The following is an 18,647-nucleotide window of genomic DNA, read 5'->3' as shown; positions in this document are numbered from 1 at the left end:
TTGGCCAAACCAACGGCGTGATAAAATGTTCCGCTGTCAGGTCTTGACCGTGGGATAGACGATCAGGCGTTTGTGCCGAGTGTGTTCCAGCCCTCATCGGGCGCGAAGCGGGGGCCGTGCTGCTGCTCGAGCCGCTGCAGCGCCGCCACGATATCGGCAGCACCACGGGTGCGGGCGTAATGGATGGGGCCGCCGCGGAACGGCGCAAAGCCGGTGGCGAAGATCATGGCGCCGTCGAGCGTGTCGTCGTCTTCCACAATGCCTTCGCGCAGGCAGCGTATACAGGTGTTGAGCATCGGCAGGACGAGGCGATCGGCCATTTCGTTGCTTGGGGCAGCCGCATCGGATGCCTTTTTCGGCCTGCCCTTGTCGTCATAGATGTAGAGCCCCTTGCCAGCCTTTCGACCGGTCTCGCCGCTCTCGACCTTTTGGACAAGCCATGCCGGAATTTCCGGCATGGGCTCGTCGAGCTTCTCCTTGAGCATGCGGGCGACCTCGAGGCAGATGTCGAGCCCAACGCGGTCGGCAAGTTCGATCGGCCCCATGGGCATGCCGAAATCCTTTGCGGCGCGGTCGATCGTCTCCTTGGCGGTCCCTTCATCCAGCATGACGAAAGCCTCCACCAGATATGGCGTCAGTGCCCGGTTGACGAGGAAGCCCGGCGCGCTTTTCACCGGTGCGGGCAATTTGCCGATCGTGCCGCAGAAAGCGCGGGCCCTGTCGAGTGTCGCCTGGCTTGCCTGATCGTGCGCGACGATCTCGACCAATTCCATCTTGGCGACAGGATTGAAGAAATGCAGGCCGACCAGACGGTCCGCGAACGGCAAATCCTGGCGCAGCACTTCGAGCGGAATGCTCGACGTATTGGTGGCAAGAATGGCGTTCTTTTTCATTTTTGGTGCGATGGCGTCGAAGACCCGGCGTTTTATGTCAGTGTTTTCCGCTACAGCCTCGATGATGAGGTCCGCCTTGGCAATTCCTGATCCCGCAAAATCGGGCATCAGTCGGTCGAGTGCGTCGCGCCGCTCGATGCCTGAATGGAGCTTTTTCTCGTAGAACTCGGCCGCGCGACCGATGGCCCTGGCGACGGCATTGCGGTCGAGGTCGGCGAGCGTCACCGACAGGCCGCGCGTGGCGCACCACGCGGCGATATCGCCACCCATCATGCCGGCGCCGATGACATGGACATGGCGGATGCCGCTTTCGCCCTTGGCGGAGCTTTTCAGCTTTTCGTGCAGGAAGAAGACGCGGATGAGGTTCTGCGCGGTGTCGCCGACAAGCAGTTCCGAAAACGATCTTATCTCGGCCTTTTGCATCGCCTTGGCATCACCGCCATGCTCTTCCCAGAGATCGATGAGGCGATAGGGCGCGGGATAATGCTGCTTCGGCGCATGTTTCTCCGCTTGGGCCCGCATCTGGCGGGCAGCGATCTGCCGTGCCGGCCGGAAACCGAAAACAGGGGATTTGAGGCTTCCGCGGCGGGTCTTCATCGCGCCTGAAACCGCCGCTCGCACAGCGTTCTCGACATGGCGCTCCTCGATCGCCGCATCGACGAGGCCAAGCGCCTTAGCCTTTTTCGCATGCGCGGTTCTTCCCGTCAGCATCATCGTCATCGCCTCGATGGGATCGATCAGCGCCGTCAGACGGAATGTGCCGCCGAGCCCCGGATGCAGGCCAAGCAGCACTTCGGGGAAGCCGAGCTTGGCGTCGCCGACGGCGATGCGGTATTTGCAGGCGAGAGCGAGTTCGAGCCCGCCGCCGAGGCAATGTCCGTGGAGGACGGCGACCGTCGGGATATCGAGAGCCGCCAGGCGATCGACGATCTCGTGCGCCCGCGTCATGCGCGTTTCGACCTCGCGCATGTCGGTCACGCCCCTGAAATCGCGGATGTCGGCACCGGCGATGAATCCGGCTTTTTTGGCAGAACGGATGACCAGGCCCTTGGCACCCATGCCCGCGACATCGCCAAGCGCCGTATCGAGTTCGGCAAGGACGGCTTCCGACAGGGTATTCGTGCTTTCATTGGCTCTGTCGAGGATGAGCCAGACGATATCATCGTCCCCCTTGATCAGCCGCCAGTGGGTCAGGATCTTCGTCGAGCCGGACTGCGGTCCGAGCTCCATATTGCGGGGTGCGAGCGTGTTCCACACGGACGTGTTGGTGACCGGCATCAGACAACCTCCATAAGCATCGCGCCGCCCTGGCCGCCGCCGATGCATTCGGTGGCCATGCCGCGCTTCAGTCCGAGCCGGCGCATGGCGTTGACGAGATGAAGCACGATGCGGTTGCCGCTCGCGCCGACGGGATGGCCAAGGCTGATCGCTCCGCCATCGACATTGAGCCGGTCGCGCTCGATAGGGCCGAATGTGCCTTCGAGGCCGAGCACGTCGCGGCAATATTGCTCATCCTCCCATGCGGCGAGGCAGGCCAGCACCTGCGCGCCGAAGGCCTCGTTCAATTCCCAGAGATCGACGTCCTCGCGGGTGAGGCCCCGGCGCCGGAGAAGGGCGGTGGAACAGAGTGTCGGCCCCAGACCCATGATCGAGGGATCGAGCGCCGACCATTCGGCATCGATGATGCGGGCGAGCGGCTTCAGCCTATGCTTTTTCACCGCTTCCTCGGAAGCAAGGATGACCCAGGAAGCGCCATCGGTGATCTGGGAGGAATTGCCGGCGGTAACGTTGCCGTAAGGCTTTTCGAAAACCGGCTTGAGATTTGCGAGCTTCTCCATCGATGTATCGGGGCGCACGCCATCATCATGATCGTAGAGCATCCCATCGCGGCTGATCGCCGGGACCAGTTCGCCGTCGAGAAAGCCGTCCTTATGGGCGTGCGACAATCGCCTATGGCTTTCAAGCGCATAGGCATCGGCAGCTTGCCGCGTGATGCCGAAGAGATGGCCGATTTCTTCCGCCGTCTGACCCATATTCAGATTGGTCATAGGATCAGTCAGTCCACGTTCCAGTCCGATGACAGGCTTTGCCATTTCCGGCCGAAACTCCGCCAGCGCAGCGGTCTTGCCCCAGGCTGTCTTCTCCGTTGCGAAACGTCCGAACCATTTGGTCGCCTCCTGACTGAGAACCAGCGGCGAATGAGACAGCGCTTCTGCGCCGCCGGCCAGGATCAGGTCGGCCTTGCCGGCCTCGATCGTGCGAAAGGCGGTGTCGATCGACTGCATGCCGGAGCCGCAATTTATCTGGACGGTAAAGGCGGTCATCGCCGCGCCCATGCCGAGCCTGAGAGCCGCTACGCGTGCCGGGTTCATCTCGTCGGCAAGCACGTTGACGCAGCCGAGGATGACCGTGTCGAAGATCTCGGGCGAAAATGGCTGGCGGGCGAGCAACGGCCGTCCGCACTGGACCGCAAGATCGACAGGCGTGAATGGTCCCGGTTTGCCGCGTGCCCGCAAAAAAGGTGTGCGTGCACCGTCGACGAGATAGACGGGGCGGCCGGAAGCTGCCGCGATCCCGCCGGCTACGGGCGCTGTGGAGGTGGCCGGTCTTGGCGCACGAGCCCGGCTCTTCGTCTTGGTCGGGGCCGCGGATTTCGGTTTCTGGGCCATCACGTTATTTCCTGTCTATCGGCGGAACCTCGGATAAGCTTATTTCCCTCAAGTGGAGAGGCCCGCCTCCTTATCACAGATTCTGTGTTGGTTCGAACCCGGCAAGTTGTGAAAATGTTCCGTTCGCGCGGCGCGTCCGTTCAAGATGACTGTCCCAGGATGGCTGGCAGGCCCACTAATCCCAAGGTCAGACTCCAAAATTGAACAATCATTCGGGCGGCTCACTGGCATTGCAGGCGACCGTGGCTATAACTGTGTCTGTTCCACGGCTCTGATTCATCGAAACAAAAAAGAGACGACAACGTGCCGGACCGAAGATCGCCACTGGCTCCGTTTAAACATGACACGTTCCGGACCATCTGGATCGCGAGCCTTGCGTCCAATTTCGGTGGGCTGATCCAGGCCGTGGGAGCCGCCTGGATGATGACATCCATTTCCAATTCGGTGAACATGGTCGCATTGGTGCAGGCATCGACAGCCTTGCCCATCATGCTGTTCTCGCTGGTTTCTGGCGCGCTTGCGGACAATCTCGACCGGCGCAAAATCATGCTTGTCGCTCAATGTTTCATGCTGGCCATCTCGGCGCTGATGACGGTTTTCGCCTATCTGGGTTTCATCACGCCGTGGCTTTTGCTGGCATTCACCTTCCTGCTCGGTTGCGGGACGGCTCTCAACAATCCGTCATGGCAGGCGTCGGTGGGGGATCTGGTGCCGCGCGACGATCTTCCCGCCGCAGTGGCGCTCAACAGTATGGGCTTCAATATCACACGCAGCGTCGGGCCTGCGATCGGCGGCATGATCGTGGCTGCGGCGGGGGCGGCGGCTGCATTCGCCGTCAATACGATGAGCTATTTCGCCATCATTTTCGCGCTTCTACGCTGGCAGCCCGGCATCACACCGAGAACGCTGCCGCGCGAGACGCTGGGGCGCGCCATCGGGGCGGGCCTGCGTTATGTCGCGATGTCGCCGAATATCGGAAAAGTGGTATTCCGCGGCTTCTTCTTCGGCCTTTCGGCGAGCGCAGTCCTGGCGCTGCTGCCGTTCGTGGCGCGCGATCTCGTCGGCGGCGGGCCGCTTGTCTATGGCGTCATGCTCGGTTCGTTTGGTATCGGCGCGATCGGCGGCGCGCTTCTCAGCGGCCGATTGCGCGAAGTCCTGTCGAGTGAAGGGGTGGTGCGGTGGGCTTTCCTCGGATTTGCCGCCAGTGCCGGGATCATAGGGTTCAGCTCCAATGCCTGGTCGACCAATGCCGCGCTTATGATATCCGGCGCCTGCTGGGTTCTCGCGCTGTCGCTGTTCAACGTGACGGTGCAGCTTTCGACGCCGCGCTGGGTGGTTGGCCGGGCCCTCTCGCTATCCCAGACCATGACTTTTGGGGGTATTGCCGGCGGTAGCTGGATATGGGGTCTCGCAGCGGAGGAATATGGCGCGGATAATGCGCTGCTTGCATCCGGCGTGCTGATGCTGGCCGGTGCGGCGCTCGGATTGCGCTTCGCCCTGCCTGAATTCACAACACTCAATCTCGATCCGCTCAACCGTTTCAGCGAGCCGTTTTTGCGGATGGACCTTCAGCCGCGCAGTGGCCCGATTGTCGTCATGATCGATTACAATATCGCGGGAGAGGACGTTCCCGCGTTTCTTGCCGCCATGACGGATCGGCGGCGCATCCGTATCCGGGATGGAGCAGGACAGTGGGCGTTGATGCGGGACCTCGAAAATCCGGAGATATGGACCGAAAGCTATCACGTTCCGACGTGGGTGGAATATGTGCGCCACAACCAGCGGCGGACACAGGCGGATGCGGAAACCAGTGACAAGATCAGGGCGCTGCATCGCGGACCGGACGAGCCGCGCGTGCACCGCATGATCGAACGGCAAACCATTCTTCCGCAGGATATCGCGGCCCACAAGACGCATGTGGACATGTCCTGATCCCAGGTGGGGATAAGGCACCGGCTGGTTCAGGCCGTGCGGGCTTCCCGCTTTGCAAGCGTCGATACGAGATCGCCGAAACGGTCGCCCTGCACCGCGATATGGCTTCTCAGCAAGGCGCGTGCGGCTTCCGCGTCGCCGGCCAGTATCGCCTCGACAATTCCAGTATGTTCGCTGAATGAGGTCTTCATGCGGTTGCGGACGCGCAGCTGCAGCCGCCTGTAGGGGCGCAGGCGGCGATGCAGTGTCGTGCACTGCTCTGCAAGAAACGCGCTGTGGCCGGCGAGGTAGATCGCGCCGTGGAACAGCTCATTATCGTAGTAATAGGCGTCTGTATCGCCGCTGTTGGACGATTGTTGGCATTTGTCATGGGCGGCCAGAAGATCGGCCCGATCTTCTTCGGTATGGCGACGGGCAGCGAGCGCGCCTGCCATGCCTTCCAGTTCCGCCATGACCTCGAACATCTCGTAGATGCGTTGCGGACCGGGCTCGACGACGACCGCGCCGCGTCGTGGACGGATTTCGATGAGCCCGATGGCGCTCAACTGCATCAGCACTTCGCGGATAGGCGTCCGCGATACGCCGAAACGCTTTGCCAGTTGCACTTCATCCAGCCTTTCGCCCGGGGCAAAAAGTCCGGTGACGATGCCGTTCTCGATCTTGTCCCTTAGTCCCTGGACAATGTTTTCCGCCATATCGATTCCGATCACATACAGAATAATCGTTCTTGCATACAATATGTTTGACATTGCGTGCAAGATATATGCACGATTGGCGGTCCTGATTGGAGAGCAGGACGCAAGGGAGGAAAATATGAAAAAGTTCACGAGAGTTCTGAAGGCTGCGGCCTGCATCGCCTTTGGCTGCGTCGTCGCATCGGGCGCGGGCGCGCAAACCATATTGAAGGCATCACACCAGTTTCCGGGCGGAAAGGGCGACATACGCGACGAGATGGTGCAGATGATCGCGCGCGACGTCGCGGCGGCAGATGTCGGCCTGCAAATTCAGGTATTCCCCGGTGCATCGCTTTACAAGCCGAACGATCAGTGGAATGCGCTGGCGCGCGGTCTGCTCGACATGTCGTCTTTCCCGCTCGATTATGCTTCCGGCCGGCATCCGCAGTTTTCGGCGACATTGATGCCGGGGCTGGTCGGAAATTTCGACAGGGCGATGCGGCTCAATGATTCCGACTTCATGAAGGACATCAAGAAGGTCATCGAAGATGCGGGCGTGGTCGTCATCGCCGATGCCTGGCTTTCCGGGGCCTTTGCTTCGAAAAAAACCTGCATCACCTCGCCCGATACCATCAAGGGCCAGGTGATCCGCGCCGCAGGTCCGGCATTCGAGGAAATGCTGGTGGCGGCGGGCGCTTCGATTTCATCGATGCCGTCATCGGAAATCTATACGGGCATGCAGACGGGGGTTCTCGACGCGGCCAATACGTCGTCGGCGAGCTTCGTGTCCTACCGGCTTTTCGAACAGGCGAAGTGCCTGACCGCGCCGGGGGAAAACGCGCTCTGGTTCATGTATGAGCCGGTGCTTATGTCGAAGAAGGTCTTCGACGGCCTCAATGCCGATCAGCAGAAAGCCATTCTTGCCGCCGGTGAAAAGTCCGAGATTTTCTTCAACGAGGAGGTCCGCAAGGGTGACCAGAAACTGGTCGATGCTTTCAAGCAAGCCAATGTCGAAGTCGTCGAGATGTCCAAGGCGGATTACGATGCCTGGCTCGCCATAGCGAAGGAATCTTCCTACAAGAAGTTCGCCGAACAGGTTCCGGGCGGTGCAGAGCTGATCCAGAAGGCTCTCGCGGTCAAATGATCATTCGATGAACATGGCTGCCGGCAAGTCCATGCCGGCAGCCGGATGACCTGACGGGACTCCTGACAATGGTGAAGACCTATATCCTCATCGTGAACAATCTTTCGCGGGCTTTCGCCGTTCTGGCGACGCTGCTTCTCATAGCCGCCATGCTCGTCGTCTGCCAGATGATCACGGTACGCTACATCCTGCGAATGGCCACGATCTGGCAGACGGATTTCGTGGTGTTTTCGGCCACAGCCGCGATCTTTCTCGGTGCGCCTTACGTGCTCTTGAAAGGCGGTCATGTCGGTGTCGATGTCGTCGAACTGATGGTCGGCGACAAGGTGCGCCATGGCTTGCGGATCGTCGCAAGTTTCCTCGGCCTGCTTTTTTGTGCGGCCATGCTGGCGGCAGCCTGGATTCATTTCCACGACGCCTGGGCGGGAAACTGGAAGCATTCGAGTGTCTGGGCTCCGCCGCTCTGGATTCCGCTGGCGGCTCTGCCTCTGGGTTTCGGGATGCTTTGCCTGCAGTACATCGCCGAAATCCTCAAGCTGTTCGCCAATATCGGCGTGGCGAATCCCGCGCCGGTCGTCGAGGCGGGTATTGCCGGTCAAATTCCCTCTGCACATAATCTGAAGGAGATCCCGCGATGAGCCCCACCATGGCCGGCCTTGCCATCATAGCGGGCCTCTTCGTTCTCCTGGGCACCGGTATGCCGATTGCCTTCGCGCTGGGACTTGCCGCCATACTGGCACTGGTCATGCAAGGCGGGTTCGACATCTTCTACGTCTTGTCGGAAACGATGTACGCTGGAATTGCCAATCTCGCCTATGTCGCAATCCCGATGTTCGTGCTGATGGGCGCCGCCGTTGCATCGTCACCGGCCGGGGCCGACCTTTACACGGCGCTCGACCGCTGGCTGAACCGCGTTCCAGGCGGTCTGGTTCTGTCGAACCTTGGCGCCTGCGCGATTTTCTCCGGCATGACAGGGTCGTCGCCGGCGACCTGCGCGGCCATCGGCAAGATGGGCATTCCGGAAATGATGCGCCGTGGCTATCCCGCATCCGTCGCAACGGGCTCGATTGCCGCCGGCGGCACGCTCGGCATCCTCATTCCGCCATCGGTGACGCTGATCGTCTACGGGATCGCCACGGAAACATCGATCGGCAGGCTGTTCATGGCGGGCGTCTTCCCCGGCATCATGCTGACGGTCATGTTCATGGCGTGGGCGATCATCGACTGCAAGCGCAAGGGCTATGAGTTCGATGTGCGGGCCTTGCGCTATACATTGCGTGAAAAGCTGGCGGGAATGCCCCGGATCGTGCCGTTTCTGCTGATCATCGCGGGAACGCTCTACGTTCTCTACGGCGGCATCGCCACGCCGTCGGAAGCGGCGGGCGCCGGCGCCTTGCTGACGCTTCTCGTGGTCGTCATCGCCTATCGGCTGTTCAGGATCAAGCCGATTGCCAACATCTTCGGCTCGGCCATGCGGGAAAGCGTCATGATCATGATGATCATGGCGGCAGCGGAACTCTTCGCCTTCGCCCTGTCATCCCTTTTCATCACCCAGACCATTGCCACGGCCATCGCCGGCATGGAGGTCAACCGCTGGGTGCTGATGGGGATGGTCAATCTCTTCCTGCTGGTGGCGGGCATGTTCCTGCCGCCGGTCGCGGTGATCGTCATGTCGGCGCCGCTGCTCTTCCCGATCATCACCCAGGCCGGCTTCGACCCATACTGGTTCGCCATCATCCTGACGATCAACATGGAGGTCGGGCTGATCACGCCGCCCATCGGACTTAACCTGTTTGTGATCAACGCAGTGGCGCCCGATGTGCCGACGCGCGAGATATTATGGGGCTCGTTACCATATGTATTGGTGATGTTCCTGGCGATCGCGATCCTCTGCGTCTTTCCGGGCATCGTCACATGGCTGCCGAACCAGATGATGGGAGCGCCTCTATGAGCAGTTCGTCCTTCTTTGGCGATATGTTGCAGACGATCACGGAGCGTGGCCGAAAGCTCCTTTCCTTCGCCCCACGCGACCAGAGCAGCGCGTTGGGCACCAAGGGATTGGAGACGGAATGCGAGGCGCTTCTGTCGAGCCGCGGCGAAGCGTCCGGCATGGCGCTTGCCAAGGATATTCTCGGGCGGTGGTCGCTGCTTGGGGAGGAAGAGCAGCGGGCATTCATGCGTATCCTGCTCGAGCGTTTCGGGCCGGATACCGACAGGCTCGAAAGGGCTATCGATGCATACCGGTCGCAACGCACGCCGCAAGCATTGCTGGAACTGAACGCCGCGGCGGAGCCGCGCCGGCAGGAGCTTATCCGGCGGCTCAATCTGGCGCCGAACGGGATCGCCACGCTCGTTCGGATGCGCGAAACCTTGTTGAAGCTGAAAGCCGGGGAGCCGGATCTCGATGCTGTCGACGCGGATTTCGCGCATCTTTTCGGCTCCTGGTTCAATCGCGGCTTCCTGGTGCTAAGGCCGATCGACTGGTCGACCCCGGCTGATATCCTGGAAAAAATCATCCATTATGAAGCCGTGCACGAGATCCGCGACTGGAACGAATTGCGGCGACGGCTTGCGCCGGAAGACCGGCGCTGCTTCGCCTTCTTCCATCCGCAGCTTGTCGACGAGCCGCTGATCTTCGTCGAAGTGGCGCTGACGACCATGATCCCGGAGGCGATCAATGACGTTCTCGATGGGGACGTGCTCGACGGAGGCCGCGCGCCGATCCATCCGGGCGATGCGACGACGGCTGTGTTCTATTCGATCTCGAATTGCCAGGAAGGGCTGCGGGGCATTTCCTTCGGCAATTTCCTGATCAAGCAGGTCGTCGAGGATCTGCGCCGGGATATGCCGAAGCTCGATAGCTTCGTCACCTTGTCGCCTGTGCCCGGGTTTGCGAACTGGCTCGCACGGGAGCGAAAGGCAGAGGTTTCGGACGCCTTGAGCGAAGAGGACAAAACCATTCTTGCCGCGCTGGATGAACCCGGATGGGCCGACGATCCCACCGTTGCGCCCGCCGTCAAGGCGGCACTGATGCCGGCTGCGGCCTGGTATTTCCTGAGGGCGCGGACGCCGAGGGGCAAGCCGGTCGATCCCGTCGCCCGCTTTCATCTCGGCAATGGCGCACGGCTGGAACGGCTGAATTTCCTGGGCGACCGCTCACCGCGCGCCATGCGGCAGGCGTACGGGCTGATGGTCAATTATCTCTACAAGCTCGACGATATCGAAGCCAATCACGAGGCGTTTGCCGGACGCGGCGAGGTCGTCGCCACGACTGCGGTGCGGCGGTTGCTACGCAACGGCCGGCCGGCACGCAGCATCGTACCCGTTTCGGATGATGGATCGAAAAGCGAAGCAAAAAGAAAAGGGAACGAGGAATTCATATGACGATGAATCACATGTTCGATGCCATCCGCAACGCTGTTCCGGCGCCCGATGCGGTGTTCATCGAAACCACCAATGGGCGTCTGTGGGCCTATGGCGATCTCTTGCAATGGTCGGGGCGGCTGGCGAACATATTGATCGCCGCAGGGGTGAAGCCGGGTGACCGCGTTGCCGTGCAGGTGGAAAAGAGCCCGGAAGCGCTGATGCTCTATCTCGCCTGCCTTCGTGCCGGCGCCGTCTATCTGCCGCTCAATACCGCCTATACGCTGGCCGAACTCGATTATTTCATCGGCGACGCCGAACCGCGTCTGGTGGTCGCTTCGCCTGGAGCGGCCGAGGGCATCAGATCGATCGCTTCGAAATACGGTTCGCATGTCGAGACGCTTGATGCCGCCGGAGGCGGATCGCTGCTCGAACGCGCAGCGAAAGCCGATACAGAATTCGAAGATGTCGGTCGCGGATCTGACGATCTCGCCGCCATCCTCTATACCTCGGGCACAACGGGGCGCTCCAAGGGGGCGATGCTGACGCATGACAACCTCCTGTCGAATGCACTGACGCTCAAGGATTACTGGCGCTTCACGCCCGCCGACCGGCTGATCCATGCCCTGCCGATCTTTCATACGCACGGGCTTTTCGTTGCGACGAACGTGATTCTGACGGCGGGCGCATCGATGTTCCTTCTGCCGAAATTCGATCCCGGCCAGGTGTTGTCGCTGATGCCGAAAGCGACCGCCATGATGGGTGTGCCGACATTCTATGTGCGTCTGCTGCAGCATGAAGGGCTCAATCGGGGCGTCGCCGCCGGCATGCGGCTTTTCACTTCCGGGTCCGCGCCGCTTCTGGCCGAGACGCATCGCGCGTTCCAGGAGCGCACGGGGCAGGCCATCCTCGAACGCTACGGCATGACCGAAACGAACATGAATACCTCCAATCCCTATGATGGCGAGCGTATTGCGGGGACCGTCGGCTTCCCGCTGCCCGAGGTGGAGGTGCGGGTCGCGGATCCGGAAAGCGGAGCGCCGCTGCTGCAGGAAGAGACGGGGATGATCGAGGTGAGGGGGCCCAATGTTTTCAAGGGCTATTGGCGCATGCCGGAGAAAACCAAAGCCGAATTCCGCGACGACGGGTTCTTCATCACCGGAGATCTCGGCAAGATCGATGCGCGGGGTTATGTGCACATCGTCGGGCGGGGCAAGGATCTGGTGATATCAGGCGGCTACAACATCTATCCGAAGGAGGTCGAAAGCGAGATCGACCAGCTTCCGGGTGTCGTGGAGAGCGCTGTTATCGGCGTGTCGCATCCCGATTTCGGCGAAGGTGTCACCGCTGTCGTGGTCAGGCAGCCGGATTCCGATCTGGATGAACAAGCTATTCTCGCTGCGCTGAAGGAACGGCTTGCACGCTACAAGCAGCCAAAGCGCATCATCTTTGTCGAGGATCTGCCCCGCAACACGATGGGAAAAGTGCAGAAAAACGTTTTGCGCGATGCCTATGCGGATCTCTATTCCGTCAATGCCTGAAACAGCTTGAGCCGGTGGTTGTCATCGGCTCGTGCTTGCCGGAGGCAGTGTATCCCCCGGCCCGAGCGCCCGTTGCACCAGCACCGTGTCGAGCCATCTGCCGTGTTTCCAGCCGACCGACTGCAGCGTGCCGACAATGCGAAAGCCAAGGTTTTCGTGCAGCCTGATCGAAGCATCATTGCTTGAATCCCCTATGACCGCCAGCATCTGCCGGAAGCCGCGCGCCTCGGCTTCCTCGATCACCCTTGCCATCAGCGCCTTGCCGATGCCGCGACCCTGAAAGCCTTCGCGTATATAAACCGAGCTTTCCACGGTGTTGGAATAGCCAGGCCGCGGCCGGTAGGCGCCGGCATAGGCATAGCCGGCCAGATCACCGTCAATGATGGCTACGGCATAGGGAAAATTGCCGGCGACGAGCGCCTCGCGTCGCCTGGCCATCTCGCTTTCGGATGGCGGCTCGATTTCGAAACTTGCCGAGCCGGCAAGGACCGCATGGCGGTAGATCGCGGTGATGTCCGGTATGTCACCCGCTTCGCAATTACGCAGGATGAATTCATCGGTGATGGGCTGGGCTGGCAAGGGGCACTCCGTGGATCAGGCAGGCGTTCGGTCCTCAATTTGGCGCGTGTCTTGTCCGAAATAAAGCTTATTATTTTTATGCGTCCATAAGGATTTCTTTGATGAAAGACCTCAACCTCAGTCAGCCTGCCGTGAGCCTTCAGGTCAAGCAATTGGAGCGCTAGCTTGGTCTAGTGTTGCGCAACGACAAAGTCCTGGATGCGGGGCTGAGGGCAGTCGTCGAAGCCATCGTTGCGGTGAAGGTATCGTCCTGAACAGAGACGAGATGTCGGCGATATTCTTGTCGATTCACGTTGCTTTGTTGCAAGGCCTGATTGAGATCAGCTTCCTGCAGGGAACCGTATGGTGGTAGGTGGTTATCCCCCATGTGCCGCGAGCCAAAATTCAAGGTTGAAAATGCAAAATTCTCTTTAATTTTCCGCTACCTAACAAATTCATCCCAATAAGTTGTATTTTTCTGTAGATAGTTAAAAAACCGTATGCTACATTGCACTGCAACAAAATAGCACACATTGCTAAAAATCAAGATTAACTACTGCTAATCTTTGAGTTACATAGGTTAGTTTCCTGCATACGCTAGTATATATTGCGAGTATGGGAGCGTGCGAAGATGAATATTATGATTACAGGGAATATGGGGTACGTTGGCCCGGCCCTTATCTCGCATATACGGAAAACTATTCCATATTCGACGATCATCGGCGTGGATAGCGGGCTATTTGCTCATTGCATTACGCAAAAAAGTCTTCCCGAACACGAAGTCGACATCCAGATATTCCGCGATGTACGCGACCTTGATTCTGCTCTGTTCGAGGGGGTTGACGCGGTCGTGCATCTTGCCGCGGTCTCCAACGATCCGATGGGGCTGCGCTTTGGGGTGGTAACGGAAGAGATCAACCAGAAGGCGACGATCCGTGTGGCGAAGCTAGCCGCCGGGGCCGGGGTGAGGCGTTTCGTCTTCGCCTCGAGTTGCTCGATGTATGGCTATGCCGAGGGTGGAGAGCGCTCGGAGAACGATGCTCTCAATCCGCTGACGGCTTATGCCCGGTCCAAGGTTGGGGCGGAGATCGGCTTGAGAGAAATCTGCGCCGAAAGCGATATGACGATGACCGCATTGCGCTTTGCCACGGCGTGCGGTTTCTCAGGCCGCATACGCCTTGACCTCGTGCTCAATGATTTCGTTGCTTCCGCGCTGGCGACGGGCCGTGTTTCTGTTCTGAGCGACGGGACACCCTGGCGCCCGCTTATCCACGTGAAGGACATGGCGCGCGCCATAGAATGGGCGATTTCGCGTCCCGCCATGGCGGATGATCAGTTTCTCGCCGTGAATGCCGGATGCGAGGAATGGAACTATCAGGTAGCGGAACTGGCGGAAGCCGTGCGCGCAGCCATTCCCGGGACCGAGGTCGATATCAACAGGAATGCACTGCCGGACAAGCGCTCCTACCGCGTGAATTTCGGGCTTTATAGATCGCTCGCGCCGGATCATCAGCCTCGGATCTTCCTGAAAGAGGCGATCGAGGACATACGCGATGGTCTCACGGCGATGGGGTTCGCTGATCCGGACTATCGTGCATCCAGTTTCATCCGGTTCAATGTGCTGGGGGCAGCACTGGAACAGGGCCGGTTGCGGCCCGATTTGCGATGGGCCGATCTGGGAACGAGCCGGCCCGTACGTATGCCGGTTTTTGACGCGGCACAGGCAGCGAACGCCGCGTAATTCATTTTCTGCAATTCCGCGATTGGGCGCGCGGAAATTGACATACCCCGCCATTTTGTGTGGCGGCGAGAGAGATCGGTATTGGCCGTGAGGGGATTTTCACGGCCTGCCGAAATCTTGCGCATCGGCTCGAAGCCTGGATCGGTTTTCGGAAGGCACGATGCGCGGACAATAAGTTGCAGCGCCCTTTGCGCGTCCTGATGGATGCATGGCGCTGTAAGAAGACGCCAGTCTTCGACTATCGCGCCCCCAAGATCAATTTTACAGCGGGCCGATACGAGAAAGGGTGGCAGAGGGAAAAATATACCGGGAGAGGACATGTGGGGACTGCCTGAATGATATTCCGTGAAACGGGATTGAAGGACGCCTGGCTCGTCGATCTCACCAAGAGAGGCGATGAACGCGGTTTCTTTGCACGGCTCTTCTGCGAGAACGAATTTGCTTCCGCAGGGCTGGAAACCGATTTTGTCCAGATCAACACTTCACTGAGCGCCAAGGCCGGAACGCTGCGCGGCATGCATTATCAGCTGATGCCTTCGGCTGAGGCCAAGGTGGTGCGCTGCATCCAGGGCGCGCTTTGGGATTGCATCGTTGATCTTCGTCCCCATTCTCCGACATTCTCCAAATGGTTCGGCGCGACGTTGAGCGCCGAAAACCGGACGATGATGTATGTGCCGCGCGGCTTTGCGCATGGCTTCATCACGCTGACCGACGATGCCGAGGCCTTCTATCTGGTAAGTGCGTTCTACGCTCCGGAGCAGGAGCGGGGCCTGCGGTGGGACGATCCTTTCTTCGCGATCGAATGGCCATGCCAGCCTGTCGAAATATCAGCCAAGGATACATCGTGGCGGCTGTTCGACCTGGAATATCACGGTGTCGAGGGGTTTCGTTCGCTTGCCGTCGCTCCGGCTCCTCCGAACGGCGGCTCCCCAGTTCACGGAGCGCAAGCATGATTATTGTCGATAATGCCATCAAGGCCCGGATGCGGGCGGGACGTCCCGTCGTCGTCGGCATGTACGGCATCGGCTTCATGGGCCGCGGCATGCTCATCAATGTCGAGCGCACCATGAAGGTCCTGCATGTGGCGGCCATCTGCAACCGCAATGTCGAACGCGCGATCAACGCATTCGTCGATGCCGGCGTCGGGCGCGGTGAAATCGTCGAGGTGACGACGGCGTCGGCCATGGCCCATGCGCTGAGGGCCGGAAAAAGGGTGGTGACGAGCGATCCTTCGCTGATCGCGCGCTCGGCGATGATCGATATAGTGCTGGAAACGACGGGCCATGTGGAATATGGCGCCCGCATCACCATGGAATGCATCGAAAACGGCAAGGATATCGTCTCCCTCAATGTCGAACTCGATGCGACGGTCGGGCAATTGCTGCGCGTGAAGGCCGAGGCGGCAGGCGTGATCTTTTCCGGCGCCGATGGCGACCAGCCCGGCGTGACGATGAACCTCGTGCGTCATGTCGAGGCGATGGGGCTCAGACCTCTTGTTTGCGGCAACATCAAGGGGTTGCAGGACCGCACCCGCAACCCGACGACGCAGGAAGCGTTCGCCAGACAATGGAACCAGACGCCCAGCATGGTCGCGAGCTTCGCCGATGGGACCAAGATGACGGCCGAACAGGCGATCGTCGCCAATGCCGTGGGGCTGAAGGTTTCGCAGCGCGGCATGATCGGCCGGGAATATGAAGGGCATGTCGACGATCTCGTCGATTTCTATGATATCGACGCGTTGCGGGCGCTTGGGGGCATCGTCGATTATGTCGTTGGAACCCGGCCCAGCCCAGGCATCTATGTTCTTGCCGAAGCGCGCGATGAAAACCAGGCGTTCTTCCTCAATCTGGGCAAGCTCGGCAAGGGACCGCTTTACAGCTTCTACACCGCCTGGCATCTGACGACGCTCGAATTCGGCATATCGATCGCCCGCGTGGCGCTCTGCCGCGACGTGGTGATCGGCAACACCAATGCGCCATCGGTCGATGTCGTGGCGGCTGCGAAAAGACCGCTGCGGCAAGGCGAAACCATCGACGGCATCGGCGGGTACATGACCTATGGCGTCGCCGAGAATTACGACATTTCGCGAGGGGAAAACCTGCTGCCGATGGGGCTTGCCGAGGGCTGTCGGCTGAAGCGCGAGGTTCCGATGGATCAGGCGCTTACCTATGATGATGTCGAGACGCCGTCCGGCAGTACTGCACACGCCTTGCGGCGCCAGCAGGATGCTCTCTTTCCCATCGATCATCATGAAAAAACGGTTTCCGCGCTCGGCTCCGATGCCGGTGCGAATTTGCGGAAACGGAATTCCAATCAGGAAAACGAAAGGACGGGTGTTTTATGAAAGTGGTCATTTTCGCGGGCGGCTATGGCAGCAGGCTTACGGAGGAAACCACTTCACGGCCAAAGCCGATGGTGGAAATAGGCGATCGCCCTATTATCTGGCACATCATGAAAATCTATTCCCATTACGGGTTCACCGATTTCATCATCCTTGCCGGATACAAGGCCGATTTCATCAAATCCTATTTCCTGAATTATTTCATGATGAACAGCGATTTCACCGCCGATCTCGCCACCGGTGAGATCATTTGGAAACGCAGATGCTCGGAGAACTGGAAGATTACGGTTCTCGATACGGGCCTCGATACGATGACAGGAGGGCGCCTGAAGCGTGCACGGGACGTCATTGGCGACAAGCGCTTCCTGCTGACCTATGGCGACGGTGTGTCAGACGCGAATATTCCGGAAGCGATCAAGGTGCATGAGGAGGGCGGCAACTGGATCACGCTGACGGCGGTCACTCAACCGGGCCGCTACGGCGCGCTTGGGTTATCGGAGGATGCGGCAAAGGTCCGGGCATTCCGCGAAAAAGCGGCAGGCGACGGCGGCCTGATCAATGGCGGTTTCTTCGTCTGCGAACCGGAGGTCTTCGATCTCATCGACGGCGATCAGACCGTATGGGAGGAGGAACCGATGGAGCGGGTGATAGAAGGTGGCAAGCTCGGTGCGTACTGGCACCGGGGCTATTGGCAAAGCATGGATTCGCTGCGCGACAAGATGGTGCTTGAGAAGGAATGGGCAGGCGGCAAGGCGCCGTGGAAGCTCTGGGCGTGAAAACGCCTGAAGTGAGCTTGAAATGGGACTGAAGTGGATAAGGCAAATTAACTCTTAGCCAGATTGGGGAATTCAGATGAGCAGAAGGGATGAGAACGTAATTGATGTGACAATCGATCTCCCGTTTGATCTGCTGCAAACGCTGAGATTGGTTCATGCGATCAGCGAAGCGGGTTTCCGGATTTGCATCGAACCGGGCGAGGAGAAGAAGCTCGTCCTGCTGAAGAAGATCTTCGGGCTCGATTACAAAGTCGGCATGTCCGGCGCGCGCAAGGTTTCCGGTCTTTACATCGATCATATGACGCCGGTGAGCCGGATCGGGTCGATCGAGCGGGCGCTGATCATGCCCGCCGCGATCTTTCGCCATTGCCAAGAGCGATGGCCGGAACATCGCGGGGTGGATGTCTCCTTCGCCGGTCTCCTCACCGATAGCCGCCGCACGGCCATCAATGAATGGCTTCATCTGTCCGGCCTGGAACAGCTTTCCGTTCCCGATAAGAAGCCGACATATCTAGGCACTATCGCGCGCAAGGTCGCCCGCAAGGCCGGTATTTCGATTGCCGATTATGTGGGTACCGAAAACGTCAAGATCTACATGTCCGACCAGGGCCGCGTCTTCCCGCGTAAATCCTGGAATACCGGATATTACGATCTGCTGCTCAACTCGAAATTCGTGCTTTGCCCGAGCGGCGATTTCAAGAACAACGGCATCGCCTGGACCTATCGTTTCTTCGAAGCGGTGATCTGCGGTGCCTTGCCCGTCGTCGAAGAACCCTGCGACGCCTATGAGGGCTTCAGATATCGCCTGATGAACGCACCGCTCGAATCCCTGCAATGGTCGCGCGCCGATGCGAAGCACAATTTCGATTTGGCGCAGCAGAGGCTGACTGTCGACCCGGACGTCGTGCGCTCCGAGATGCTCCGCCTGCTGCCGATGCCGGGCGTCGAAGTCGATACGGTGCGCAAGGATTATGTGCACGGAATCTACGCGACGTGAGCCGGTCCTCCGCTCTGT

15 protein-coding genes are annotated in these 18,647 nt (G+C 59.7%); 11 read left to right on the top strand and 4 right to left on the bottom strand.

From position 1 onward, the window contains the following. Positions 1 to 62 precede the first annotated feature (62 nt). Both C5748_RS15810 and C5748_RS15805 read right to left on the bottom strand, forming a co-directional pair. Positions 63 to 2,171 (bottom strand): 3-hydroxyacyl-CoA dehydrogenase NAD-binding domain-containing protein, encoded by a 2,109-nt coding sequence (locus C5748_RS15810; RefSeq protein ID WP_105742896.1) that lies wholly within the window; start codon positions 2,169 to 2,171, stop codon positions 63 to 65. After that, positions 2,171 to 3,562: an acetyl-CoA C-acetyltransferase gene (locus C5748_RS15805; protein WP_105742895.1), complete on the bottom strand. Its 1,392-nt coding sequence runs from the start codon at positions 3,560 to 3,562 to the stop codon at positions 2,171 to 2,173. The genes C5748_RS15810 and C5748_RS15805 overlap by 1 nt, the downstream gene beginning before the upstream one ends. Before the next feature lie 303 nt (positions 3,563 to 3,865). On the opposite strand from C5748_RS15805, the gene C5748_RS15800 reads away from it, so the two are divergent. After that, positions 3,866 to 5,494, top strand: a complete 1,629-nt coding sequence (locus C5748_RS15800; RefSeq protein ID WP_105742894.1) for an MFS transporter — start codon at positions 3,866 to 3,868, stop codon at positions 5,492 to 5,494. Positions 5,495 to 5,523: 29 nt separating this feature from the next. On the opposite strand, the gene C5748_RS15795 is transcribed toward C5748_RS15800, so the two are convergent. After that, the gene (locus C5748_RS15795; protein ID WP_105742957.1) at positions 5,524 to 6,189 is read right to left on the bottom strand and encodes a GntR family transcriptional regulator; all 666 of its coding nucleotides are present in this window, start codon (positions 6,187 to 6,189) and stop codon (positions 5,524 to 5,526) included. Between the two features lie 118 nt (positions 6,190 to 6,307). Here C5748_RS15795 and C5748_RS15790 point away from each other — a divergent pair, with 118 nt between their 5' ends. From C5748_RS15790 to C5748_RS15770, 5 genes are all read left to right on the top strand, one after another. After that, entirely contained in the window at positions 6,308 to 7,312 is a 1,005-nt protein-coding gene (locus C5748_RS15790) for a TRAP transporter substrate-binding protein (RefSeq protein WP_105742893.1), read from the top strand. Between the two features lie 68 nt (positions 7,313 to 7,380). Next, a complete protein-coding gene (locus tag C5748_RS15785) occupies positions 7,381 to 7,950 on the top strand; it encodes a TRAP transporter small permease subunit (RefSeq protein ID WP_105742892.1) in 570 nt (189 codons plus the stop codon). Then, the gene (locus tag C5748_RS15780; protein ID WP_105742891.1) at positions 7,947 to 9,263 is read left to right on the top strand and encodes a TRAP transporter large permease; all 1,317 of its coding nucleotides are present in this window, start codon (positions 7,947 to 7,949) and stop codon (positions 9,261 to 9,263) included. Before C5748_RS15785 ends, C5748_RS15780 begins: the two co-directional genes overlap by 4 nt. Continuing rightward, a complete protein-coding gene (locus C5748_RS15775) occupies positions 9,260 to 10,696 on the top strand; it encodes a malonyl-CoA decarboxylase (RefSeq protein WP_105742890.1) in 1,437 nt (478 codons plus the stop codon). The genes C5748_RS15780 and C5748_RS15775 overlap by 4 nt, the downstream gene beginning before the upstream one ends. After that, positions 10,693 to 12,216 (top strand): malonate--CoA ligase, encoded by a 1,524-nt coding sequence (locus tag C5748_RS15770; protein ID WP_245581825.1) that lies wholly within the window; start codon positions 10,693 to 10,695, stop codon positions 12,214 to 12,216. Before C5748_RS15775 ends, C5748_RS15770 begins: the two co-directional genes overlap by 4 nt. Positions 12,217 to 12,237: 21 nt before the next feature. On the opposite strand, the gene C5748_RS15765 is transcribed toward C5748_RS15770, so the two are convergent. Next, on the bottom strand, positions 12,238 to 12,795 hold the full coding sequence (locus C5748_RS15765; RefSeq protein ID WP_245581824.1) for a GNAT family N-acetyltransferase: 558 nt from the start codon (positions 12,793 to 12,795) through the stop codon (positions 12,238 to 12,240). A gap of 610 nt (positions 12,796 to 13,405) precedes the next feature. On the opposite strand from C5748_RS15765, the gene C5748_RS15760 reads away from it, so the two are divergent. From C5748_RS15760 to C5748_RS15735, 5 genes are all read left to right on the top strand, one after another. Then, the gene (locus C5748_RS15760; RefSeq protein ID WP_105742889.1) at positions 13,406 to 14,515 is read left to right on the top strand and encodes an NAD-dependent epimerase/dehydratase family protein; all 1,110 of its coding nucleotides are present in this window, start codon (positions 13,406 to 13,408) and stop codon (positions 14,513 to 14,515) included. A gap of 335 nt (positions 14,516 to 14,850) precedes the next feature. After that, on the top strand, positions 14,851 to 15,468 hold the full coding sequence (gene rfbC / locus C5748_RS15750) for a dTDP-4-dehydrorhamnose 3,5-epimerase (protein WP_105742887.1): 618 nt from the start codon (positions 14,851 to 14,853) through the stop codon (positions 15,466 to 15,468). Further along, positions 15,465 to 16,859, top strand: a complete 1,395-nt coding sequence (locus tag C5748_RS15745) for an NAD(P)H-dependent oxidoreductase (RefSeq protein ID WP_105742886.1) — start codon at positions 15,465 to 15,467, stop codon at positions 16,857 to 16,859. Before rfbC ends, C5748_RS15745 begins: the two co-directional genes overlap by 4 nt. Further along, a complete protein-coding gene (gene rfbF / locus C5748_RS15740; protein WP_105742885.1) occupies positions 16,856 to 17,632 on the top strand; it encodes a glucose-1-phosphate cytidylyltransferase in 777 nt (258 codons plus the stop codon). The genes C5748_RS15745 and rfbF overlap by 4 nt, the downstream gene beginning before the upstream one ends. A 76-nt stretch (positions 17,633 to 17,708) precedes the next feature. Next, the gene (locus C5748_RS15735; RefSeq protein ID WP_146119535.1) at positions 17,709 to 18,629 is read left to right on the top strand and encodes an exostosin family protein; all 921 of its coding nucleotides are present in this window, start codon (positions 17,709 to 17,711) and stop codon (positions 18,627 to 18,629) included. The last annotated feature ends 18 nt before the right edge of the window (positions 18,630 to 18,647 follow it).

Source organism: Phyllobacterium phragmitis, from assembly GCF_002980495.1.
Taxonomy (GTDB): domain Bacteria; phylum Pseudomonadota; class Alphaproteobacteria; order Rhizobiales; family Rhizobiaceae; genus Paramesorhizobium; species Paramesorhizobium phragmitis.
This window is presented reverse-complemented; position numbering and strand designations above follow the sequence as displayed.